Source organism: Photobacterium swingsii (assembly GCF_024346715.1).
Lineage (GTDB): Bacteria > Pseudomonadota > Gammaproteobacteria > Enterobacterales > Vibrionaceae > Photobacterium > Photobacterium swingsii.
The window spans coordinates 3,090,566-3,113,010 of record NZ_AP024852.1 but is presented as its reverse complement, the minus strand read 5'-3'; the positions used below and the strand labels follow the sequence as shown (position 1 = coordinate 3,113,010).

Below are 22,445 nucleotides of genomic sequence, written 5' to 3'. Positions count from 1 at the left end.
GGTTAACACCTTGAGTGACATGGCAAAAAACTTGATCTTGTGGCTAGTTATCGCAGTTGTACTGATGTCTGTTTTTCAGAGCTTCGGTCCAGGGGATAATGCAGGCCGTCAAGTCGACTATACAACCTTTGTCCGTGAAATCGGTCAGGATCAGATTAGGGAAGTGCGATTCAATGATCGTGAAATCACTGTTTTCAAACGTGATAACACCCGATACCTAACGTACCTGCCTGTTTATCAAGATCAGAAGCTGTTAGACGACCTTATTAACGCAAATGTAAAAGTAATGGGTACACCACCTGAAGAGCCAAGCCTACTGGCTTCAATCTTCATCTCATGGTTCCCTATGCTTCTACTTATTGGTGTTTGGATATTCTTTATGCGTCAGATGCAGGGCGGTGGTGGCAAAGGTGCCATGTCGTTCGGTAAATCAAAAGCACGCATGATGAGTGAAGACCAAATCAAAACCACGTTTGCTGACGTTGCAGGTTGTGACGAAGCGAAAGAAGACGTGAAAGAGTTGGTGGATTACCTACGTGATCCTAGCCGTTTCCAGAAATTGGGCGGTAAGATTCCAACGGGTGTTTTGATGGTTGGTCCTCCTGGTACAGGTAAAACGCTATTGGCGAAAGCCATCGCGGGTGAAGCGAAAGTACCTTTCTTTACTATTTCTGGTTCAGATTTTGTTGAAATGTTCGTTGGTGTGGGTGCATCCCGTGTTCGCGATATGTTTGAACAAGCGAAGAAAGCTGCACCTTGTATTATCTTCATCGATGAAATCGATGCCGTGGGTCGCCAACGTGGCGCGGGTGTAGGTGGTGGTCACGATGAACGTGAACAAACCCTAAACCAAATGCTAGTTGAGATGGATGGTTTCGAAGGTAACGAAGGTATCATCGTTATCGCTGCAACAAACCGTCCTGACGTTCTTGACCCAGCGCTACTTCGTCCTGGTCGTTTCGACCGTCAGGTTGTGGTTGGTTTACCAGACGTACGTGGTCGTGAGCAGATCCTTAAAGTTCACATGCGTAAAGTTCCGCTAGAGAATGATGTTGAGCCTGCGCTAATTGCGCGTGGTACACCTGGTTTCTCTGGTGCAGACCTAGCAAACCTTGTTAACGAAGCCGCACTATTTGCTGCGCGCGGTAACAAGCGTGTGGTGTCTATGGTTGAGTTTGAGCTGGCGAAAGACAAAATCATGATGGGCGCAGAGCGTAAATCTATGGTGATGTCTGAAGAGCAGAAAGAATCAACGGCATACCACGAAGCAGGTCACGCGATTATTGGTCGTTTAGTACCGGATCACGATCCAGTGTACAAAGTATCGATTATCCCACGTGGACGTGCGTTGGGTGTGACCATGTACTTGCCTGAGCAAGATCGTGTGAGCCACTCGCGTGAGTTCCTTGAGTCAATGCTTTCAAGCCTATACGGCGGTCGTCTTGCTGAAGAGTTGATCTACGGTGCAGATAAAGTATCAACTGGCGCTTCTAACGATATTGAACGCGCAACTGATATTGCACGCAAGATGGTTACTCAGTGGGGCTTCTCTGACAAAATGGGTCCTATTCTGTATGCAGAAGATGAAGGTGAAGTATTCCTTGGTCGTTCTGTAACGCAGACTAAGCATATGTCAGATGATACTGCGCGTGCTATCGACAGCGAAGTTCGTGCTGTCATTGACCGTAACTACGAGCGCGCTCGTGAAATTCTATCGCAAAATATGGATATCATGCATGCAATGAAAGATGCGTTGATGAAGTATGAGACGATTGATGCGGGCCAAATTGATGACTTGATGGATCGTAAAGCCGTTATCCGAGCACCTAAGGGCTGGGGTGATACTGACGATACATTAAAAGCATCAGATGACGCACCAAAAGCGGAAGCACAGCCAGAAGCAACAACTGATGACAACACATCAGACGTTGCGGATGAGCCTGCACATAAAACGAATGAAGATGATAAACCTCAAGCATAACGCTGAGTGTTGATCCTAAAAACCCCGACTTGTTCGGGGTTTTTGTTTATCTGGATACCGACTTTCCAGCTTGGTAGAAATGGAAGATAGCCGATGATTTTGACAAATAAAGATAAAACACTCGATTTATCTTATTCCCACGCAATGGGGATTTTAAACGTAACACCAGATTCCTTTTCAGACGGTGGTCGCTTCAATCAATTTGATAACGCGTTGCGCCATGTTGAGCGCATGCTTGCTGCTGGTGTCAGCATTATTGATATTGGTGGCGAATCAACGCGCCCCGGTGCAGCAGATGTGTCTCTGGCGGAAGAGCTAGATCGAGTTATTCCCGTTATAGAAGCCATTCATCAACGTTTCGATTGCTGGGTTTCAATCGACACCAGTAAAGCGCAAGTGATGACAGCAGCCGTTAATGCTGGGGCTGATTTAATTAATGATGTGCGTGCATTGCAAGAACCTGGTGCACTAGCAGCTGCAGCAGCAGCAAATGTGCCTGTTTGCTTAATGCATATGCAGGGGCAACCACGTACAATGCAGCATCAACCAAGCTATGAAAACTTGCTAACGGATGTTAGTCGTTTTTTAGCTGAGCGTATTCAGGCATGTGAACAGGCTGGTATTGCGAAAGAACAGCTGTTGCTTGACCCAGGGTATGGTTTTGGTAAAACAATTGAGCATAATTATCAATTGCTTGCCCATTTAGAACAATTTCACCAATTTGGTTTACCTTTGCTGGTTGGCATGTCGCGTAAATCGATGGTTTTTAAATTATTAGATAAAAAACCTGCAGAATGCGTTGCTGGTAGCTTAGCGTGTGCCGCTATTGCCGCAATGAAAGGTGCACAAATCATTCGAGTACACGATGTTGAAGAAACGGTTGATGTACTTAAAGTGTGCCAAATGACAAAAATGCAGATGAATCAAAGCTAGGAGCGAAAAAATGGCTGAACGTAAGTATTTTGGTACCGATGGAATTCGAGGCCTTGTAGGCGAAGGCGCAATCACACCAGAGTTTGTATTAAAGCTTGGTTGGGCGGCTGGTCGTGTATTGTCTCAGCAAGGTACTAAAAAGGTACTTATTGGTAAAGATACGCGTATTTCTGGCTACATGCTTGAATCTGCACTTGAAGCGGGCTTAGCTGCGGCTGGCTTGCAAGCGGCATTTACAGGTCCGATGCCAACACCAGCTGTTGCATACCTAACCCGTACATTCCGTGCAGAAGCGGGTATTGTGATCTCTGCATCGCATAACCCTTACTATGATAACGGTATCAAGTTCTTTTCAGCGCAGGGCACAAAACTGCCAGATGAAATCGAATTGGCCATTGAAGCGGAATTAGATAAGCCATTAACGTGTGTTGAGTCAGCACAATTAGGTAAAGCGTACCGTATTAACGATGCTGCGGGGCGTTACATCGAATTCTGTAAAGGGACTTTCCCAACTAAGTATGACCTGTCTAACTACAAAATCGTCGTAGACTGCGCACACGGTGCGACTTATCACATTGCCCCTGCTGTCTTTAAAGAATTAGGCGCAGAAGTGATCACCTTAGGTTGTGAACCTAACGGTACTAACATTAACCACGAAGTTGGTGCGACAGACATCCGCGCGCTACAAGCTAAAGTGCTAGAAGAAAAAGCGGACTTTGGTATTGCCCTTGATGGTGATGGTGACCGTGTAATCATGGTTGACGAAGAAGGTAATAAAGTCGATGGCGACCAAATTGCTTATATTATTGCCCGTGATGCGCTACGCCGTGGCGAACTAAAAGGCGGTGTGGTTGGTACGCTAATGACTAACCTTGGTATGGAAGTCGCGCTTAAAAACCTTGGTATTCCTTTTGTTCGCGCCAATGTGGGTGACCGCTATGTGATGGAAGAGTTGAAAAAGCATGATTGGTTGATCGGTGCTGAAAACTCAGGCCATGTTATCTTGCTTGATAAAGTGACTACGGGTGACGGCATTGTGGCGGGCCTTCAAGTAATGGCATCTATCGTGGGTAGTAAAATGACGCTTAAAGAGCTGTCTGATGGCATGACGATGTTCCCACAAGTGCTAGAGAATGTACGCTTCAAAGGTGAATCTAACCCACTGGAATCTGACGCTGTTATTGCTGCAACCAAAGCGGTGGAAGCTAAACTGGGTGAAGCTGGTCGCGTTTTATTGCGTAAATCAGGTACAGAGCCTTTAATTCGCGTAATGGTTGAAGGTGAAAATGCTGAATTAGTGCAAGCTTCTGCATTAGAAATTGCTCGCGCTGTAGAAGAAAACTGTTAACGGTTAACAAGTTAACGGCTGGTGTTTCTGTAAACAGGGTAATAGTTTGCAGAAACACCCAATGAAGTATTATGCTTTAAATCTTGATTTTGCTTATTTGTTGTCCAAGTAATACTTAATCATGGAAAATCCGCATTTTTTACTTGTCAGTCTTGGCTGCATTCGCTAGTATCTTCTCCGCTCCCTGATGTGGGAGAGCGCTGGCACTGCTTTAGCAAAGCTGGCACATCCAAATGGAAACATAGGTGGAACCCATGTACGAAATTCTACTTGTGATTTATCTGTTGGCTGCGCTTGGTGTTATTGGCCTAGTTTTGGTTCAACAAGGTAAAGGCGCAGATATGGGAGCCTCATTCGGGGCTGGTGCTTCAGGAACTTTGTTCGGCGCTGGCGGCTCTGGAAACTTTTTAACTCGAATGACAGCAGTTTGTGCAACGATCTTTTTCGTTATTAGCCTTGTACTGGGTAACCTAAGCGCAAAACAGCATGCAGAAACAAGTGGTTGGGAAAACCTAAGCGCTCCTGCAACTGAACAAGCTGTTGAAAAAACTGAGAATGCACCTGTAAACAGCGATATTCCTCAGTAATTAAAGATTTAGCCGAGATGGTGAAATTGGTAGACACGCTAGCATGAGGTGCTAGTGCCGCAAGGTGTAGGGGTTCAAGTCCCCTTCTCGGCACCATTATTCTGGTTACTTGAAATAGTAACGTCTGACGCGTATAATCGCCCTCAGATTCGGACGCGGGATGGAGCAGCTTGGTAGCTCGTCGGGCTCATAACCCGAAGGTCGTTGGTTCAAATCCAGCTCCCGCAACCACTTTTCCGAAAATCAACTATTCTTACGAAAGGTTGTTTTTCTATCACAGTACTGCTGTGATATCAGGGTCCAGTAATAAAAAACCCCGTATTCGGGGTTTTTTATTATCTGAAACATGACCATTCAGGTATTTACTGGGCTTTATGCCCTTTTTTTGTTTCCGGGGGGTTGTTTTGACAGCTTTAGAGATGCAATTAACCGAATTGCTTGAAGCACCAGTTGTTGCTTTGGGCTATGAGCTTGTTGGCTTGGAGTTTATTCGAGCTGGTGAGCATTCTACATTACGTGTTTTCATTGATCATGAAAACGGCATATTTGTAGAGGACTGTGCGGAAGTTAGCCGTCAGATCAGCGCAGTAATGGATGTAGAAGATCCTATTACTGTCGCTTACAACTTAGAAGTGTCTTCCCCTGGGATGGAAAGGCCGCTTTTTAAAGTTGCACATTACCAACAATTTATTGGCCACGAGGTCAGCCTGGTATTGAAGATGGCGATGGGTAACCGTCGCAAGTGGAAAGGTGACATCATTTCTGTTGAAGGTGAATTAGTCACTCTTAAAGTAGATGGCAATGATGAAACGTTTGCACTAAGCAATATTTCCAAGGCCAACCTGGTTCCAAAATTCTAACCGCTAAATTGGGGCATTAGAAATGAACAAAGAAATCTTGGCTGTCGTAGAAGCGGTATCCAACGAAAAAGCTGTTCCTCGTGAGCGTATCTTTGAAGCGCTTGAAATCGCATTGGCGACAGCAACAAAGAAAAAACATGAAGCTGAAATTGAAGTTCGTGTAGAAATCGACCGTAAAACAGGCGAATTCGAAACGTTCCGTCGCTGGAAAGCTGTAGAAGAAGTGACTCAGCCTACGCTAGAGATCACTTTAGAAGCTGCGCAATTCGATGATGAAACTATCGAATTAGACGGTTACGTGGAAGATCAAATTGAATCTGTAACGTTTGACCGTATTACGACCCAAACGGCGAAGCAAGTTATCGTACAAAAAGTACGTGAAGCTGAGCGCGCACAAATCGTTGAGCAATTCGTAGATAACGAAGGCGAACTGATTACTGGTGTTGTTAAGAAAGTTAACCGTGACGCAGTGATCGTTGACCTTGGTAACAATGCAGAAGCTGTTATCCAACGTGAAGACCAACTTCCACGTGAAAACTTCCGCTCTGGTGACCGTGTGCGTGCGCTACTGTACGCAGTACGTCCTGAAGCACGCGGTTTCCAACTGTTCATGACACGCTCTAAGCCAGAGATGCTGTCTGAACTGTTCCGTATTGAAGTACCAGAAATCGCAGAAGAAGTGATTGAGCTAATGGGCGCAGCACGCGATCCTGGTTCTCGTGCAAAAATCGCTGTTAAAACTAACGACAAGCGTATTGACCCAGTGGGTGCGTGTGTTGGTATGCGTGGCGCACGTGTTCAAGCGGTTTCTAGTGAACTTGCTGGTGAGCGTATCGATATCGTTCTGTGGGATGAAAACCCTGCTCAATACGTGATCAATGCGATGGCACCTGCGGAAGTTAGCTCTATCATCGTTGATGAAGATAACCATACAATGGACATTGCGGTTGAGCAGGATAACCTAGCTCAAGCGATCGGTCGTAGCGGTCAAAACGTACGTCTAGCATCTCAACTAACTGGTTGGGAACTAAACGTGATGACTGTTGCTGATCTACAGAAGAAACACCAAGAAGAAGCACAAGAGTCAATTGACGCTTTCACTAAGCACCTTGATATCGACGCTGACTTTGCAACCGTTCTTGTAGAAGAAGGTTTCACCACACTAGAAGAAATTGCTTACGTACCAGTAAGCGAGCTACTAGAGGTTGATGGCCTAGACGAAGAAACAGTTGAAGTTCTACGTGGTCGTGCGAAAGAAGCACTTACAACACTTGCTCTTGCACAAGAAGAGTCTTTAGATGGTGTAGAACCAGCAGAAGACCTTTTAGGCCTTGAAAGCCTTGAACGTGAAATGGCATTCAAGTTAGCGGCTAAAGGTGTAATTACACTGGAAGACCTAGCTGACCAAGGTACAGACGATTTGCTTGATATCGAAGGTCTGGACGAAGTTAAAGCGGGTGAGCTAATTATGGCTGCTCGTAATATCTGTTGGTTCAGCGACGAAGTTTAAAACTTACTAGCAAGGGAGGCGCAACATGTCAGAGGTTACAGTTAAAGCATTAGCCGATGAGATTGGTACATCAATCGATCGACTGCTTCAACAGTTTGCCGACGCTGGTATCAGCAAGAAAGCTGAAGATAGTGTTAATCAAAATGAAAAACAGGATCTACTTTCGCACCTTAAAAAGGAACACGGCGGAAGTGGTGACGATGCCGCTCCAAATCGCTTAACTTTGCAACGCAAGACTCGTAGCACACTCAGTGTGTCTGGTACGGGTGGTAAGAACAAAAATGTTCAGGTTGAGGTACGTAAAAAACGCACCTTTGTAAAACGTTCTGCTCTTGAAGAAGAGCAGCGTGCCGCTGAAGATGCTGCTAACCGCGAAGCGGAAGAAGCAGCGAAGCGACAGGCTGAAGAACAAGCCCAACGCCAAGCAGAAGAGCAAGCAAAACGTGACGCTGAAGAAAAAGCGAAGCGTGATGCTGAAGAGAAGCGTTTAGCTGAAGAAAAGGCAAAGCGTGAGGCAGAAGAAGAGGCAGCACAAGAGACCAAGGGTAAGGTCGAAAGTGATGCCGAGGTTAAGCGTAAGGCTGAAGAGAAAGCTAAACGCGCCGCCGCTGATGAACAGGCTAAGAAAGAAGCTGAGTCGCTACAACGTCGCCGGGAAGAGGAAGCCAAGCGTAAAGCCGAAGAAGATAGTCAGCGTCAGCTAGAAGAGGCACGCAAGATGGCAGAACAAAACGAAAAAAACTGGTCAAAACCTGATCAGGCAACAGCAAATATGGAAAAAACAGATTACCACGTAACGACGTCTACTCACGCTCGTGCTGCGGAAGATGAAGCAGACCGTAAAGAAGAAGGCGGTCGTCGTAAGAAGAAGAAGCCAGCAGCTAAAGCTGATGACCGTAATAAAGGTCGCGGTGGTCGTAACCAACGCGGTGGTCGTGGCGGTCGTGGTAAACCACAAGTTAATGCACCAACGTCAATGCAACAAGGCTTCGATAAGTCTGCAACTGTAGCAAAATCTGACGTTGTTGTTGGTGAGACGATTGTTGTATCTGAACTGGCAAGTAAAATGTCAGTAAAAGCGACTGAAATCATCAAAGTAATGATGAAGATGGGCGCAATGGTAACAATCAACCAAGTTATCGACCAAGAAACTGCACAGCTTGTTGCAGAAGAAATGGGTCACAAGGTTATTCTTCGTAAAGAGAATGAGCTTGAAGAATCACTAATGTCTGATCGTGAAGAGACGGCAGAAGCTGTTTCTCGTGCTCCAGTTGTTACTATCATGGGTCACGTTGACCACGGTAAAACATCAACACTGGATTACATTCGTAAAGCGCACGTTGCCTCTGGCGAAGCGGGCGGTATTACACAGCACATCGGTGCATACCACGTAGAAACTGAAAACGGTATGATCACTTTCCTTGATACTCCTGGACACGCAGCGTTTACTGCAATGCGTGCTCGTGGTGCTCAAGCGACAGATATCGTTGTTCTAGTTGTTGCAGCGGATGATGGCGTAATGCCACAAACAATCGAAGCTATCCAGCACGCTAAAGCGGCAGGTGTACCTCTGATTGTTGCTGTGAACAAGATCGATAAAGAAGATGCTAACCCAGATAACGTGAAGAACGAACTGGCACAGTACGATGTTATCCCTGAAGAGTGGGGTGGTGAGAACATGTTTGTTCACATCTCTGCGAAACAAGGTACTAACATTGATGGTCTTCTAGAAGCTATCCTACTGCAATCTGAAGTTCTTGAACTGAAAGCGGTTGAAGAAGGCATGGCAAGCGGTGTTGTTGTTGAATCACGTCTAGATAAAGGCCGTGGTCCAGTTGCAACTATCCTTGTTCAATCTGGTACGCTACGTAAGGGCGACATCGTTCTTTGTGGTCTAGAGCATGGCCGTGTTCGTGCAATGCGTGATGAACTAGGTAAAGATATCGAATCTGCGGGTCCTTCTATCCCAGTTGAGATCCTAGGTCTTTCAGGTGTTCCTGCATCGGGTGATGAAGCGACTGTTGTACGTGATGAGCGTAAAGCACGTGAAGTTGCACTTTACCGTCAAGGTAAATTCCGTGATGTTAAACTAGCACGTCAACAAAAAGCGAAACTAGAGAACATGTTCTCTAACATGACTGCTGGTGATGTTGCTGAACTGAACGTAGTACTGAAAGCTGACGTACAAGGTTCTATCGAAGCAATCGCTGATTCACTACTGAAACTGTCTACTGACGAAGTTAAAGTGAACGTTGTTGGTTCTGGTGTTGGTGGTATCACAGAAACTGATGCAGTACTTGCAGCAGCATCTAACGCTATCATCCTTGGTTTCAACGTACGTGCTGATGTTCCTGCGCGTCGTATGATCGAGAATGAAAACCTAGACCTACGTTACTACTCAATCATTTACCAATTGATTGACGAAGTTAAAGCAGCAATGGGCGGCATGCTGGCTCCTGAATTCAAACAGGAAATCATCGGTCTTGCTGAAGTACGTGATGTATTTAAGTCACCTAAGATCGGCGCAATCGCTGGTTCTATGGTTACTGAAGGTATCATCAAGCGTAATAACCCTATCCGCGTTCTACGTGATAACGTTGTTATCTACGAAGGTGAGCTAGAATCACTTCGTCGTTTCAAAGATGACGTTAACGAAGTTAAGAACGGCTACGAATGTGGTATCGGCGTTAAGAACTACAATGATGTTCGCGTTGGTGACCAAATCGAAGTATTCGAGATTGTTGAAATTCAACGTACACTTGACTAATTGTCAGGTTGTTGATTTTTAAAAATATTCCAATGGGGAGCTTCGGCTCCCCATTCTTTCAACAGAGCATTCTTCGCAAAAAAGAGTCCTCTTTTAACGAGAGATAGCAAATATGGCAAAAGAATTCAGCCGTACCCAGCGTGTAGCGCAGCAGCTACAAAAAGAGCTGGCGGTTATCCTACAGCGTGAACTAAAAGATCCACGCATTGGTATGACAACCATTTCAAGTGTCGATGTGTCACGCGATATGGGTTACGCAAAGATTTATGTAACTTTTCTGACGATTGGTGAACAAACACCAGAAGGCAGCCTTGAAGTTCTACGTGAAATGGCACCATACATTCGTTCACTACTTGGTAAGCAAATCCGTCTACGTGTAACGCCAGAATTGACGTTTATCTATGACCAGTCGCTAACTGAAGGTATGCGCATTTCTAACCTAGTATCGCAAGCGGTACGAGATGATGAAGAACGTCACGTAGACGACGAAAACAGCGCAGAAAAGGGCGAGGAATAATCTATGGCACGTCGTCGTAAAGGTCGTCCTATTGATGGAGTTATTTTACTCGACAAGCCAACGGGTATTTCTTCCAATGACACGCTACAAAAAGTAAAACGTATCTTCTTCGCGCAAAAGGCGGGTCACACAGGTGCGCTTGATCCTCTAGCAACAGGCATGCTGCCAATCTGCTTTGGTGAGGCGACCAAGTTCTCGCAATTCTTACTTGATTCAGACAAGCGCTATCGCGTGATTGCTAAATTAGGTGAGCGCACTGATACCTCAGACTCTGATGGTGAAGTGGTACAAACGCGTGAAGTGAAAGTGGATCGTGGCCAGCTTGAACGCTGTATTGCTAAGTTCCGCGGTACAACTGATCAAATTCCATCTATGTACTCAGCATTGAAATACCAAGGCCGTAAACTTTACGAGTATGCGCGTGAAGGTATTGAAGTGCCGCGTGAGTCACGCAAAATCACTGTGTATTCGGTGGATTTGCTGCGCTTTAGCGATAATGAAGTTGAGATGGAATTACACGTCTCAAAAGGTACCTACATCCGTACGATTGTGGATGACCTTGGAGAGATGCTGGGTTGTGGTGCCCACGTAACTTACCTTCGCCGTACTGGTGTTGCTAAGTATCCGATGGAGCGCATCGTGACGCTTGAGCAACTGCAAGCCTTGCTTGATCAGGCAAAAGAGCAAGATATCTCACCGGGTGATTTACTTGATCCTTTGTTGTTGCCAACGGATACCGCAGTACAAGATTTACCGGAAGTGAATATAACCCCAGCGTTGGCGGTTTATATTCTGAATGGTAACCCAGTCCAAGCAGGTACAGTGCCAGCTGAAGGTACGATTGTTCGTATTACTGTCGGTGAAGCACGTGAATTCGTTGGTGTCGGTGTCATCGATGCTGATGGCATGCTAGCACCAAAGCGTGTTATGGCGAATCAGCAGGCAGAATAAGGCCCGTTGTTACCCCTAAAGATAGATAAAAGAGCGATTACTTAGGTAGTCGCTCTTTTTGCTTGTAGTCGGTAAAGCTGCCACGTATAATCCGCGGCTTGGGTGCGGCTGAATCAGAGATTGGCTGCACAAATTTTAAATTTAATGTATTAGGATAAAGTTATGTCTCTGAATGCAGAAACTAAAGCAGCAATCGTTGCTGAATACGCACAATGTGAAAACGACACTGGTTCTCCAGAGGTTCAAGTTGCTCTTCTAACAGCGCAAATCAACCACCTGCAAGGCCACTTTGCTGATCACAAACACGATCACCACAGCCGTCGCGGTCTACTACGTATGGTTTCTCGTCGTCGTAAACTTCTAGATTACCTAAAAGGTAAAAACCTAGATCGTTACCAAGACCTAATCAAGCGTCTAGGCCTACGTCGCTAAGATTGCTTATCAGAAAGGAGCCTATTGGCTCCTTTCTTTTTATGTTTCTTTGTTTATCACTTCCTCAATTGCAACGAAAGTGCTGACTTGTTGTCTTACATTTGGTTCTTTCTTAGTGTGTTTAAGTGACACGGCATAAGAAACTCATATTCCTAACTTTACAGTAATAACGCGGTCGTTTTCGTCGACCATTAGGTCGCGGCTAATAACAGCTCTTTTCGGTGCACAAAAGCAAAACGTTGTGTAGCAAGGTTAAAGAGAACTGTCATTAGTCGCGATACGTGAAATTATCGTAAAGTGGGTTTCATCACATGACGCTTTTATTTATGTCGGATATACTTACCGACGAAAATAGAAAGCGGAATAAATTAAGGAAATTCACGTGAATCCTATCGTAAAGACTTTCCAGTACGGTAACCACACGGTTACTATCGAAACTGGTGTAATTGCACGTCAAGCTACTGCTGCTGTAATGGTTAGCATGGATGATACTTCTGTATTCGTATCTGTTGTTGGTAAGAAAACAGCGGTTGAAGGTCAAGACTTCTTCCCACTAACTGTTAACTACCAAGAGCGTACTTACGCTGCAGGTAAAATCCCTGGTGGTTTCTTCAAGCGTGAAGGCCGTCCATCAGAAGGCGAAACACTAACTGCACGTCTGATTGACCGTCCAATTCGTCCGCTATTCCCAGATGATTTCAAAAACGAAGTACAAGTAATTGCTACTGTTGTTTCTATCAATCCAGACGTTAACCCAGATATCGTGACTATGATCGGTACTTCTGCGGCACTAGCTATCTCTGGTATTCCGTTCAACGGTCCTATCGGTGCGGCACGTGTTGGTTACATCAACGACCAATTCGTACTAAACCCAAGCAATACAGAACTAGAAGAAAGCCGTCTAGACCTAGTTGTTGCTGGTACTGAAGGCGCTGTATTGATGGTTGAGTCAGAAGCTGACCGTCTATCAGAAGAACAAATGCTACAAGCTGTTGTATTTGGTCACGACCAACAACAAACAGTTATCAATGCGATTAAAGAATTCGCAGCAGAAGTTGCTACTCCAGCATGGGACTGGACAGCACCAGCAGTAAACACTGAGCTTAAAGCTCTTGTTGCTGATAAAGCTGAAGCACGTCTAGCAACTGCTTACCAAATCACAGAGAAGATGGCGCGTTACGAGCAAGTTGGCGCAATCAAATCTGACGTAGTTGAAGAGCTACTAGCAGAAAACGAAGCGCTTGATGAGCGTGAAATCCGCGACATGCTTGGTTCTCTAGAGAAGAACGTTGTACGTAGCCGCATCATCGCGGGTAACCCACGTATTGATGGTCGTGAAAAAGACATGGTTCGTGCGCTAGACGTACGCACTGGTGTACTGCCACGTACTCACGGTTCTTCACTATTTACACGTGGTGAAACTCAGGCGCTTGTTACTGCAACGCTTGGTACACAACGTGATGCTCAAATCATCGATAGCCTAATGGGTGAGAAGAAAGATCACTTCCTTCTACACTACAACTTCCCTCCATACTGTGTAGGTGAAACTGGCTTTGTTGGTTCGCCTAAGCGTCGTGAAATTGGTCACGGTAAACTGGCTAAGCGTGGTATCGCTGCAGTAATGCCTTCTGTTGAAGAATTCCCATACACAGTACGTGTAGTATCGGAAATCACTGAATCTAATGGTTCATCTTCAATGGCTTCTGTATGTGGTACATCTCTAGCACTTATGGATGCTGGTGTGCCAATCAAAGCATCTGTTGCGGGTATCGCAATGGGTCTTGTGAAAGAAGGCGACGATTTCGTTGTTCTTTCTGACATTCTTGGCGATGAAGATCACCTTGGTGACATGGACTTTAAAGTAGCAGGTACTGACGACGGTATCACTGCACTTCAAATGGACATCAAGATCGAAGGTATCACCAAAGAGATCATGCAAATTGCGCTTAACCAAGCTAAAGGTGCACGTAAGCACATCCTTAGCGTAATGGATGAAGCAATTGGTACTCACCGCGATGATATCTCTGAGTTTGCTCCACGCATTCACACAATGAAGATCAACTCAGACAAGATCAAAGACGTTATCGGTAAAGGTGGTGCAGTTATTCGTGCACTAACTGAAGAAACTGGTACTACGATTGAGATCGAAGACGACGGCACAATCAAGATTGCTGCAACTGAAGGTACAGCTGCGAAAGAAGCGATTCGTCGCATCGAAGAAATCACAGCAGACGTTGAAGTTGGTCGCATCTACACTGGTAAAGTAATGCGTATCGTAGATTTCGGTGCATTCGTATCAGTAATTGGCGCGAAAGAAGGTCTAGTACACATTTCTCAAATCGCTCAAGAGCGTGTAGAGAAAGTGACTGATCACCTTGAAATGGGTCAAGAAGTTCAAGTTAAAGTGCTTGAAATCGACCGTCAAGGCCGTATCCGTCTAAGCATGAAAGAAGCAGTAGAAGCACCAGCGGCTCCTGCACAAGACGAACAGCCACAAGGCTAAGTCTTAATCATGTGATAAAAAGGGGCTAATTAGCCCCTTTTTTGTTGCGTGTCATTTATGACATTTTGATTGGGTCGTACTGACTCAAATCCGTATTATACTTGGTTGACTGGCTTATCTTGGCGTTATCTCTGTCGTGAAAAGCGCATTTAGGCTATTGTATTAACGGTCAACTTAACTAAGATCAGCTGCTTAGCTAATGTAGATTATGAATACGTGGTTGTTATAGCAACCACAACGACTGCCGAGACGCCCCTTATTTCAGGTTATTGTTTCCAGGCGATTGTATTCAGTCACCTCATCTATCTCAGGGAGAATGGTATTGATTGCTAACAGGTTAAAGCTAGCATGTCTTGCAGCCGTAATGATGCTAACGGGTTGTGCTACATCGACTAAAACGATGTGGACACATCCCCCGATGGCTATTCCCTTGCAGCCGACAATTCAACAGCAAATTCAACTCGCGCGCATTGATCAACTTATGAAGCGTGATGACTTAGATAACGACACGCTGGCGCAGATGTTTTACGAGCGCGGCTTACTGAACGACAGTTTGGGCTTGCGTGATCTTGCGCGCTTAGACTTTAATCAGTCATTGTCGATGCGTCCGAATCAGCCCGATGTGTTTAACATCTTAGGGGTTTACTTCACCCAAGGTGCGCATTTTGATGCGGCCTATGAAGCCTTTGATTCAACCTTAGAACTGAACTTCCAACACCCGTTTGCCCAGCGAAACCGTGGTATTGCCCTCTATTATGGTGGTCGTTTAGATCTCGCACATGAAGATTTGATTGTGCATTATCAGCAAAATGTTAACGATCCTTATCGTGTTATTTGGCTGTACTTGGTTGATGTAGAACGTACGCCAGAACAAGCGCTAGATAAGCTAAGGTTGCGTTACGATGCCAGTGATAAGCAAGACTGGGGCTGGTTAATCGTACGTATGTATTTAGGGGATATCAGTGAAAGTGATTACCTTAAAGAGATTGCGAGTGGCAGTGAAAGTAATGATCAACTGGCAGAACGTTTAACCGAAGGGTACTTTTACCTCGCTAAACGCTACCAGCACGAAGAAAATTATTCAGCGGCACTGATGCTGTACAAGCTAACCTTAGCAGGTAACGTCTACGAGTTTGTTGAGCATCGCTTTGCGTTATTAGAAACAGGCCGAGTGTTGTCGCAATATCAAGCGCAGCAACAAGCAGCCCTCCAGGCACAAACGAATAAATAAACACAGTGATCTCATCGATCAAAAAAAGCCGCGAATTTTAAGTTCGCGGCTTTTTCATGCGTGGTATCTCATACCAATCTAACTAAGTAACTGATCGTTCTTGCTGGTTAAAATCAATGATAACTGCGTTATAGATTTTGTAGATAGAGCAACTAGCTATCTGCAATCTACGCCTTGTTTTCAGTGCTTTTTCCTGCGCAATCACCTGAACATTTACTTACCCAGATTGGTATCACTCCGTCACCAATTAGGAGGTGAGAGTAATATCGAAATTAACTTTCGATATTTAACCCCGCAACATTGTGCCAGTAGCCATTACAGTGGTGGCCATCTTTGAGTGGATGGCGTGTTTGTCCTTGCTCGTTGTGCTTGAAATCAGCCACTAAATCTAATGTCTCCACGCCCAATGGACTCAAGCGGATGACATCAACAATTTCGTGCATGGTTTTCAAATCGTTGATCAGGTTGTAACAGTAGCCAGATTGGGTCTGGATGCCGTTCAGGTTAAACACGCTTTGACCTTCTTGGCTATGCACTTGAATACCCGTTGGGTACTTGATGCAGCAGGTCTCACAATCATCTTTGGCTTTGTCTTCAGCGCGAGCGGTAAAGCAGCGAGCGGAATACGCCAGTGGGAGATAGCCATAGCTGAACACTTCGGTTTCAAACTTGCCACGAATGCCCAGCTTCTCACAATCAACTAATACATTCTGTAGCCATTCACGTGATAGTTCGACGGGCATACACCAACGTACCATGCCCTGCTTCAAGAACAGGTTCAGTGTTTGGGCGTTGTAGCAGTTCACAGCCGCACCGACGACAAACGGTACTTTGCTTTGATGCGCTAATTGGATCGCCGATACATCATTGGCTTCAATGATGAAGTCGCCATTATCAACATACTTTTTCATGATGTTGACTTCGCTAGGCGCTTCTAGCAATGCCATGGTGGATAGCACCACTTGTTTGCCTGAATCAGCTAAATCTTTAGCGATGTCAAACCAATGGGCAGGTTTCATCTCACGGCGTTTCGAGCACACGCTTTCGCCAAGATAAATGATATCGCTATCTGATTGCTTTGCTTGTTGATAAAACGCTTCAACGTCGGTTTTAGGCCAAAAATAAAGTAGTGGGCCAAGAGAGTATTTCATTCGTTGGCTCCTTTATTGCCATTTACGGTGGTAAGCACCAAGTGTGGTTTGTTTACCTTCAGAAACGTTACCTAAGCAGGTATTCCAAGCAGGCTCAACACTGTAGCCTTCTGGGTTAGCTTTATAGCGATCAATCGCCGCGCGCCAAGTACGGGTCACCTGTTCAACGTAAGCTGGGCTACGTTGACGGCCTTCGATTTTCACCGAGGCAATATTGGCTTTAAATAGCTCTGGTAAAATCTCTAGCGTATTTAAGCTGGTTGGCTCTTCGAGTGCATGGTAACGACGGTTCTCACCACTGATATTGACATCAAAACGGCCTTTACACAGGGTAGGGTAGCCCGCGTTTTCGCCTTCAGCGTATTGATCAATCAGAATGTCGTTAAGGCGAGACTCTAGGCCTGTTGCTGTTTCTTGCCAACGTACGTATTTGGCTGGTGAACATGCGCCAACTGTGTTTGGTGACTCACCTGTCATGTATGAAGACAGGTAACAGCGACCTTCAGACATGATGCACAGGCTGCCAAAGGCAAACACTTCAAGATCCATGTCCGTATTACGGGCGAGTTGTTTCACCTGATGGATCGATAATACGCGCGGTAATACGACCCGCTTCACATTGAAGTTGTTTTTATAGAAATCAATGGCCGCGGTATTCGTCGCGGATGCTTGCACTGAAAGGTGTAATTCAAGATCTGGGTATTGGGTTGCTGCGTATTCAAGTACCGCGATATCAGCCACGATGAGTGCATCGACCCCCATAGCTGCTGCGTTATCTACCGCTTTGGTCCAACGATTAAAACCGTCTGGATGGGCAAAGGTATTAAGGGCAACATGCAGTTTCTTGTCGTGATCGCGTACGTATTCCACTGCTTTTTCTAATTTACGTCCTGTAAAATTTAAACCAGCAAAGTGGCGGGCATTTGTATCGTCTTTAAAGCCGATGTAGACCGCATCTGCGCCATTATCGATGGCGGTTTTCAAGGCCGGAAGGTTACCAGCGGGGCAAAGCAGCTCCATATTATATTTATCTACCAGTGCTTGATGAATAAAGGTATATCAAGGCATACCACAAATACCTCAAAAGTATTAATGGCTGTTACTCAATATATGTTTTCAGTTTTGATAGGAGAAATACTAGGGGGCTTAGCCTGCCTAAGTTTTGATTTCAGGCAGGTTTTTATTGATTTAGGACAATTTTTTACGCGAATATGCGTACGGATTATGCACTCTGACGGCTATTTTTCACTAAAACGGCTTCTAGCTCATGCTTTGGCTGTGGGCGGAAAAAGTGGAAACCTTGAATGGAATCGCAGTTAAGGTTCGATAGCAGTGTTGCTTGCTGGTGGGTTTCTACGCCTTCTGCGACCACACTCATATTGAGTGACTTACCTAAATTGATGATGTTTTCGATCAGGGTCACTTGCTTGGGGACGGTTTCAATGTCTTTGATAAAGGCGCGATCGACTTTTAGCTCATCGAGTGGGAAGCGGGCTAAATAAGACAGTGATGAATAACCGGTACCAAAGTCATCGATAGACAGGGCAAAGCCCAGTTTTTTAATTGCTTTGAGCATTTGAATGGCGTGCTCACCATCATTCATCATGGCGCTTTCGGTCAACTCAAACGTAATATCACTTGGGTTGATCCCTGTGCTTTTACGTAGCTTATCGATGAACAAAATCAGATTGGGATTACCAAACTGTTGGGGAGATAAGTTAATGGCAACACGGCCCTGTAAAAGTCCCTGCTTTTTCCATTCACGTACTGTCGTAAAGACTTCTCGCATTACCACGCGGCCTAGCTGTTCAATCAAGCCTGAGCGTTCTGCGACCGGAATAAATTGCGCTGGGCTGATGTAACCCTCTACTGGGTGTTTCCAGCGTACTAAGGCTTCAGCACCATCTATAGAGAAGTCTTTGGCATTGACCTTTGGCTGGTACCACACCTCTAAGCCGTTTTTTTGCAGTGCTTTTTGTAATTCGATTTCAAGCCACAAACGCATTCGCGCTTCTTTATTCATGCTTTCATCAAACTTCACTAAGCGATTACGACCACGGTTTTTGGCTTCGTACATCGCAGTATCGGCATTTTGAAGCAAAATACGGGCGTCGTTGCCGTTGCCTGGGTAGTTCACCAAGCCAATTGAGCAGGCGATGTGTTTACTAAAATGGTGCAAGTTAAACGGTTGACTCACTAGCGCGATGATTTGTTGCGACAGTAAATCACCAATTCGTTCGTGCTCTGGGTTTAATAGCAAGATGCCAAATTCATCGCCTCCTAAGTGACCAATAATGGAGTCATCTGGTAAGAGTTGCTTGAGGCGTTGAGCAATTTCTTGTAGCACCCGATCACCGATGTGGTGACCCAGCGAGTCGTTAATGTTTTTGAAGTTATCGACATCAAGGTACAGCATCACCAAGGGGATATTAGCCGTGATGTTTTGTTCGAGTTTACGAGTAAAGCCGTGACGATTGTACAGGCCCGTTAGCGCATCGGTTTGGACTAATTGATCGATTTGCCCTTGTGGTAATCGATTGTTGGTTGGCGTTCGCAACAGTACCAGCTTTGCGGGGGAGCCCAGCATGGTGACATCAGACAGAGATAATAAAAAAGTATTGTCTTGTGTGGCTTCAGGGCCGATATAGCAGCGACGTGATTCACTGTTTGGCTGATGGTGGAGTTGAGCGCCCAGTAGACGTTGGCTTTGGAAATCAAAAACAATGCGGCCAAGATCTTCACCGAGCAAATCTTTAGCTGAGCCAAACCCGAGCATAGTGGCAGCTCGTTGGTTCGCAGACAGCACGATATTGTTCTCTATCATGCAAATCCCATCACTGCTGCTTTCATGCAGTTGATTCAGTTGATGCTCTAACTCCTCCAATGATTTCACCAGTACTTGACGTTCCGATGTATCGGCGGAATGCAGCACGATATACGACACATTGCCTGCATCATCACGAAGTGGTGTCAGACTAAAATGCATGGATGTGTCGAGGCGGTTATCGTTGAGTACCACTTCCCCTTCGACTGATTCGCCATTAAAGGCGCGATCGTAATATGGCTGAAGGGTTTGGTAATAGGCGTGACCTAGAATGTCTTTATCGCAACAACCGATGAGATCTTCTCGTGTATAACCACTGAGTTCGCAGTAGCGATTATTCACAATCAGGTAGTTGTGCTCTTTATCGAGAACGGCAAAAAGAAACGGACTATTGTCTGTTAGCAGTGGAAACCAATAAGTAAGCTGCTCTGTTGGCATCGTTCTGACGTCACCTATTTTGTTTGATTTGGTTAGGGTCTCAAAGGGGTATGAGAATGTGAAAAATAGGGCTCATTATACCTGCCAGCCGTTATGAGCGCTAAACTTTCCCTTTGTAGACGCATTTTTTTTGACTCAAGGCATGATATTTATCAATCGCCCTGCTTACAATGATCATCAACCTTCGGGGAAGGTTAACTTTCTCCTACTCATATACATGTAAGCATAATAGGAAACACATCGGTGATTGCTCAAATTCGTAAACACATGGTTCAGCATGGCCCAGCTTTGTTACGCATTCCTGCGAAGGCTATGCCTTTTGCAGTACAACAAAAAATGATGCTAGAAGGACTGTCTCTAGTATTTAAAGAAGCATTGGACGATGGTGACTTTGAGTTTTTAGAAGATCGCTGGTTGAAAGTGGAAGTACGTGACTTAGGCTTACAGTGGTTTATCAGTTTCCAAAACGAGAAACTGGTGGTGTCTCAACATGTTGAGCAAGAAGACGTGAGCTTTAGCGGTGAATGTAATGATTTAGTGTTAATTGCTGCTCGTAAGGAAGACCCAGATACATTATTCTTCCAGCGTCGTCTTCGCATTGAAGGGGACACTGAATTAGGTTTGGAAGTGAAGAATCTGATGGATAGCATCGATCTTGACGCACTGCCAAAACCATTAACATTTTTCCTGCAGCAGTCGGCAGACTTCATCCAACAAGGAATGAAAGACGCGGCTGCTGAGCAAGAGGTAGTGAATGCTCATTAGAACCGAGGCGCCCGCTGATATTCTGCCTGTCGATCGTTTGTTGAAGAAAACGTTTGAGACAGACGCCGAAGCAAACCTTGTGATGGCGTTGCGTGAAAATGGTAATCGTACATTGTCGCTGGTGGCATGTAGCGATGAGGGGGAAGTGGTAGGCCACCTATGCTTGAGCCCTGTGACTGTTGACGGCCAAGATTGTGGCTGGCAAGGGCTTGCACCATTAACGATCTCGCCTGAGTATCAACGCCAAGGTATTGGGTTGGCGCTACTTGATGAGGCTAAAAATATTCTCGCTGAATTAGGTTACCCAGCGGTTGTGGTGCTAGGCGATCCTAGCTATTACCAGCGTGCTGGTTTTACAACGGCTGCCGATCATGGCTTAACCTGTCGTTGGGATGTGCCTGTTGAGGCATTTATGGTGATAGAGTTATTGCCAGATACGTTAGCAAATCATCAAGGTAAAGTGGAATACAGTGCGGAGTTTGCTGCGTTGTAATCACAAGCTGTATATGACATCGTATTTGACCAAACCACCTGCGGGTGGTTTTGTTTTATCATTAGCTAGAGAGCGTGAATTCACCTTGGTGGTGTTCGCCGAATTTGGTAGCATTGCCGCCCTTAATGGCAGCAGATAAGAGTAGAGTAGGCATGAAGCAACGAGATATTCAGGTGTTGCAAGAAATGGGACTGACATACTGGCAGATCCGTAAGCCAGAATGTTTTCCTGCGCTTGAAGTACCTGTTGTCAATTTACCTGATGACTGCAAGCTGCTTTTCATTACTGAAGAGACGCTTACCGATCAGGATGCATGGCTATTTGGTCGTATTTTGAAAAGTATGAAGCTCTCGCCAGAACACGCATTAATGTTGCCACCAAGTGCGTTAGAGCAGCTTGGTCAGCACCAACTGGTATGGTGTTGGATCGCGGGCTGTACAGCAGCGGCTCCTGTTGGAGTTCAAGTGCTTCAGTCTGCGGCTATTTCAACGATGCATACTCATCCCGCAGCTAAAAAAGCCCTATGGCAACAGATCTGTTCTTATGACAATTAATATCGTTCCGTTAGATACACAACACCTTGATGCCGTATGGCACATCGAGCAGGCTGCACATGCATTTCCTTGGGCAGAGTCTATGGTGCGCGCCGAGCCGAATAAGCGCTCCCTTAATTTAGCCTTGTTGGTTGATAATACGCTAGTGGGTTATTGTTTTGGTCAGCTCGTCGCTGGTGAAGCAACCTTGCTCAATATTGCGATTGACCCGCGAGCACAAGGTAAAGGCTACGGTAAAACCTTGCTTGATGGCTTTATGGCGCAAATGCGTGAGCAAGGTGCTGAAGATATCTGGCTTGAAGTGCGAGCAAGTAATACCCGTGCTGCGCAACTTTATGAAGCCCTAGGCTTTAATGAAATCAATCGACGCGAAGGGTACTACCCCGCAGAGAATGGTCGCGAAGACGCATTAATCATGACGTACATGGTAATGTAATCGAATCTTACACTGGGTTAACGCTGTTTCTTTGCGATGACTTTGCGTATAATTCCGCCACTTTTCTGCGCGATACGCGTTTTTCTTTTCTGCATACGATGAGGTTGAGATGTAATTACTGCGATCGGTTAATTATAACTCCCTGCTGTGCAGGCATTTAATTC

General features: G+C 45.5%; 20 protein-coding genes and 2 tRNA genes. 19 read left to right on the top strand and 3 right to left on the bottom strand.

Translation table 11 applies throughout. The annotated features are described in order from the left end of the window. Positions 1 to 19 precede the first annotated feature (19 nt). The 14 genes from ftsH (at position 20) to nlpI (ending at position 15,620) form a co-directional block, all read left to right on the top strand. Complete coding sequence (gene ftsH / locus OCU77_RS14115; RefSeq protein WP_162845623.1) at positions 20 to 1,981, top strand: ATP-dependent zinc metalloprotease FtsH; 1,962 nt, start codon at positions 20 to 22, stop codon at positions 1,979 to 1,981. Between the two features lie 93 nt (positions 1,982 to 2,074). Further along, entirely contained in the window at positions 2,075 to 2,914 is an 840-nt protein-coding gene (folP, locus tag OCU77_RS14110) for a dihydropteroate synthase (RefSeq protein ID WP_048898012.1), read from the top strand. 10 nt (positions 2,915 to 2,924) lie between these two features. Next, a complete protein-coding gene (gene glmM / locus OCU77_RS14105; RefSeq protein WP_048898013.1) occupies positions 2,925 to 4,262 on the top strand; it encodes a phosphoglucosamine mutase in 1,338 nt (445 codons plus the stop codon). A gap of 254 nt (positions 4,263 to 4,516) precedes the next feature. After that, positions 4,517 to 4,849, top strand: coding sequence for a preprotein translocase subunit SecG (gene secG, locus OCU77_RS14100; RefSeq protein ID WP_048898014.1), 333 nt, complete (start codon positions 4,517 to 4,519; stop codon positions 4,847 to 4,849). Between the two features lie 11 nt (positions 4,850 to 4,860). Continuing rightward, a tRNA-Leu gene (locus tag OCU77_RS14095) sits at positions 4,861 to 4,945 on the top strand. 58 nt (positions 4,946 to 5,003) lie between these two features. Then, positions 5,004 to 5,080, top strand: a tRNA-Met gene (locus OCU77_RS14090). 173 nt (positions 5,081 to 5,253) lie between these two features. Further along, positions 5,254 to 5,709, top strand: coding sequence for a ribosome maturation factor RimP (gene rimP, locus OCU77_RS14085; protein WP_048898213.1), 456 nt, complete (start codon positions 5,254 to 5,256; stop codon positions 5,707 to 5,709). A gap of 22 nt (positions 5,710 to 5,731) precedes the next feature. Continuing rightward, positions 5,732 to 7,219, top strand: a complete 1,488-nt coding sequence (gene nusA, locus OCU77_RS14080; protein ID WP_048898015.1) for a transcription termination factor NusA — start codon at positions 5,732 to 5,734, stop codon at positions 7,217 to 7,219. A 25-nt stretch (positions 7,220 to 7,244) separates the two neighbouring features. Then, a complete protein-coding gene (gene infB / locus OCU77_RS14075) occupies positions 7,245 to 9,986 on the top strand; it encodes a translation initiation factor IF-2 (protein WP_107302790.1) in 2,742 nt (913 codons plus the stop codon). Between the two features lie 112 nt (positions 9,987 to 10,098). Beyond that, positions 10,099 to 10,503: a 30S ribosome-binding factor RbfA gene (gene rbfA / locus OCU77_RS14070; protein ID WP_048898016.1), complete on the top strand. Its 405-nt coding sequence runs from the start codon at positions 10,099 to 10,101 to the stop codon at positions 10,501 to 10,503. Positions 10,504 to 10,506: 3 nt separating this feature from the next. After that, positions 10,507 to 11,454 carry a tRNA pseudouridine(55) synthase TruB gene (gene truB, locus OCU77_RS14065; RefSeq protein WP_048898017.1) on the top strand — a complete coding sequence of 316 codons (948 nt, stop codon included), beginning with the start codon at positions 10,507 to 10,509 and terminating at the stop codon, positions 11,452 to 11,454. Between the two features lie 162 nt (positions 11,455 to 11,616). Further along, on the top strand, positions 11,617 to 11,886 hold the full coding sequence (rpsO, locus tag OCU77_RS14060) for a 30S ribosomal protein S15 (protein ID WP_048898018.1): 270 nt from the start codon (positions 11,617 to 11,619) through the stop codon (positions 11,884 to 11,886). A 382-nt stretch (positions 11,887 to 12,268) separates the two neighbouring features. Further along, entirely contained in the window at positions 12,269 to 14,389 is a 2,121-nt protein-coding gene (gene pnp / locus OCU77_RS14055) for a polyribonucleotide nucleotidyltransferase (protein ID WP_048898019.1), read from the top strand. A gap of 322 nt (positions 14,390 to 14,711) precedes the next feature. After that, on the top strand, positions 14,712 to 15,620 hold the full coding sequence (gene nlpI / locus OCU77_RS14050) for a lipoprotein NlpI (RefSeq protein WP_193391644.1): 909 nt from the start codon (positions 14,712 to 14,714) through the stop codon (positions 15,618 to 15,620). A 272-nt stretch (positions 15,621 to 15,892) separates the two neighbouring features. Here nlpI and OCU77_RS14045 read toward each other — a convergent pair whose 3' ends face one another. The 3 genes from OCU77_RS14045 to OCU77_RS14035 all read right to left on the bottom strand — a co-directional run bounded on the left by OCU77_RS14045 (position 15,893) and on the right by OCU77_RS14035 (position 20,033). After that, entirely contained in the window at positions 15,893 to 16,771 is an 879-nt protein-coding gene (locus OCU77_RS14045) for a U32 family peptidase (RefSeq protein WP_048898021.1), read from the bottom strand. 12 nt (positions 16,772 to 16,783) lie between these two features. Next, a complete protein-coding gene (ubiU, locus tag OCU77_RS14040) occupies positions 16,784 to 17,791 on the bottom strand; it encodes a ubiquinone anaerobic biosynthesis protein UbiU (RefSeq protein ID WP_048898022.1) in 1,008 nt (335 codons plus the stop codon). A 202-nt stretch (positions 17,792 to 17,993) separates the two neighbouring features. Further along, the gene (locus tag OCU77_RS14035; protein WP_048898023.1) at positions 17,994 to 20,033 is read right to left on the bottom strand and encodes a sensor domain-containing protein; all 2,040 of its coding nucleotides are present in this window, start codon (positions 20,031 to 20,033) and stop codon (positions 17,994 to 17,996) included. Between the two features lie 243 nt (positions 20,034 to 20,276). Between OCU77_RS14035 and ubiT the strand changes: the two genes are divergently transcribed. The 5 genes from ubiT to rimI are packed head-to-tail and all read left to right on the top strand — an operon-like array spanning position 20,277 to position 22,281. Beyond that, positions 20,277 to 20,798, top strand: a complete 522-nt coding sequence (gene ubiT, locus OCU77_RS14030; RefSeq protein WP_048898024.1) for a ubiquinone anaerobic biosynthesis accessory factor UbiT — start codon at positions 20,277 to 20,279, stop codon at positions 20,796 to 20,798. Next, positions 20,788 to 21,291, top strand: a complete 504-nt coding sequence (locus OCU77_RS14025) for a GNAT family N-acetyltransferase (RefSeq protein ID WP_048898025.1) — start codon at positions 20,788 to 20,790, stop codon at positions 21,289 to 21,291. Before ubiT ends, OCU77_RS14025 begins: the two co-directional genes overlap by 11 nt. Before the next feature lie 13 nt (positions 21,292 to 21,304). Next, positions 21,305 to 21,430: a hypothetical protein gene (locus OCU77_RS14020; RefSeq protein WP_261855989.1), complete on the top strand. Its 126-nt coding sequence runs from the start codon at positions 21,305 to 21,307 to the stop codon at positions 21,428 to 21,430. A 13-nt stretch (positions 21,431 to 21,443) separates the two neighbouring features. Then, positions 21,444 to 21,845 carry a DNA polymerase III subunit psi gene (locus OCU77_RS14015; RefSeq protein ID WP_048898026.1) on the top strand — a complete coding sequence of 134 codons (402 nt, stop codon included), beginning with the start codon at positions 21,444 to 21,446 and terminating at the stop codon, positions 21,843 to 21,845. After that, a complete protein-coding gene (rimI, locus tag OCU77_RS14010; protein ID WP_048898027.1) occupies positions 21,835 to 22,281 on the top strand; it encodes a ribosomal protein S18-alanine N-acetyltransferase in 447 nt (148 codons plus the stop codon). Before OCU77_RS14015 ends, rimI begins: the two co-directional genes overlap by 11 nt. Positions 22,282 to 22,445: the final 164 nt, after the last annotated feature.

What these genes read in the sequence shown, in the direction of transcription:
- ftsH (WP_162845623.1), top strand. Translation starts at nt 20, where the DNA reads ATGGCAAAAAACTTGATCTTGTGGCTAGTTATCGCAGTTGTACTGATG.
- ubiU (WP_048898022.1), bottom strand. Translation starts at nt 17,791, where the DNA reads ATGGAGCTGCTTTGCCCCGCTGGTAACCTTCCGGCCTTGAAAACCGCC.
- folP (WP_048898012.1), top strand. Translation starts at nt 2,075, where the DNA reads ATGATTTTGACAAATAAAGATAAAACACTCGATTTATCTTATTCCCAC.
- nusA (WP_048898015.1), top strand. Translation starts at nt 5,732, where the DNA reads ATGAACAAAGAAATCTTGGCTGTCGTAGAAGCGGTATCCAACGAAAAA.
- secG (WP_048898014.1), top strand. Translation starts at nt 4,517, where the DNA reads ATGTACGAAATTCTACTTGTGATTTATCTGTTGGCTGCGCTTGGTGTT.
- OCU77_RS14020 (WP_261855989.1), top strand. Translation starts at nt 21,305, where the DNA reads ATGACATCGTATTTGACCAAACCACCTGCGGGTGGTTTTGTTTTATCA.
- infB (WP_107302790.1), top strand. Translation starts at nt 7,245, where the DNA reads ATGTCAGAGGTTACAGTTAAAGCATTAGCCGATGAGATTGGTACATCA.
- OCU77_RS14035 (WP_048898023.1), bottom strand. Translation starts at nt 20,033, where the DNA reads ATGCCAACAGAGCAGCTTACTTATTGGTTTCCACTGCTAACAGACAAT.
- rimI (WP_048898027.1), top strand. Translation starts at nt 21,835, where the DNA reads ATGACAATTAATATCGTTCCGTTAGATACACAACACCTTGATGCCGTA.
- OCU77_RS14025 (WP_048898025.1), top strand. Translation starts at nt 20,788, where the DNA reads ATGCTCATTAGAACCGAGGCGCCCGCTGATATTCTGCCTGTCGATCGT.
- truB (WP_048898017.1), top strand. Translation starts at nt 10,507, where the DNA reads ATGGCACGTCGTCGTAAAGGTCGTCCTATTGATGGAGTTATTTTACTC.
- glmM (WP_048898013.1), top strand. Translation starts at nt 2,925, where the DNA reads ATGGCTGAACGTAAGTATTTTGGTACCGATGGAATTCGAGGCCTTGTA.
- OCU77_RS14015 (WP_048898026.1), top strand. Translation starts at nt 21,444, where the DNA reads ATGAAGCAACGAGATATTCAGGTGTTGCAAGAAATGGGACTGACATAC.
- OCU77_RS14045 (WP_048898021.1), bottom strand. Translation starts at nt 16,771, where the DNA reads ATGAAATACTCTCTTGGCCCACTACTTTATTTTTGGCCTAAAACCGAC.
- rbfA (WP_048898016.1), top strand. Translation starts at nt 10,099, where the DNA reads ATGGCAAAAGAATTCAGCCGTACCCAGCGTGTAGCGCAGCAGCTACAA.
- rpsO (WP_048898018.1), top strand. Translation starts at nt 11,617, where the DNA reads ATGTCTCTGAATGCAGAAACTAAAGCAGCAATCGTTGCTGAATACGCA.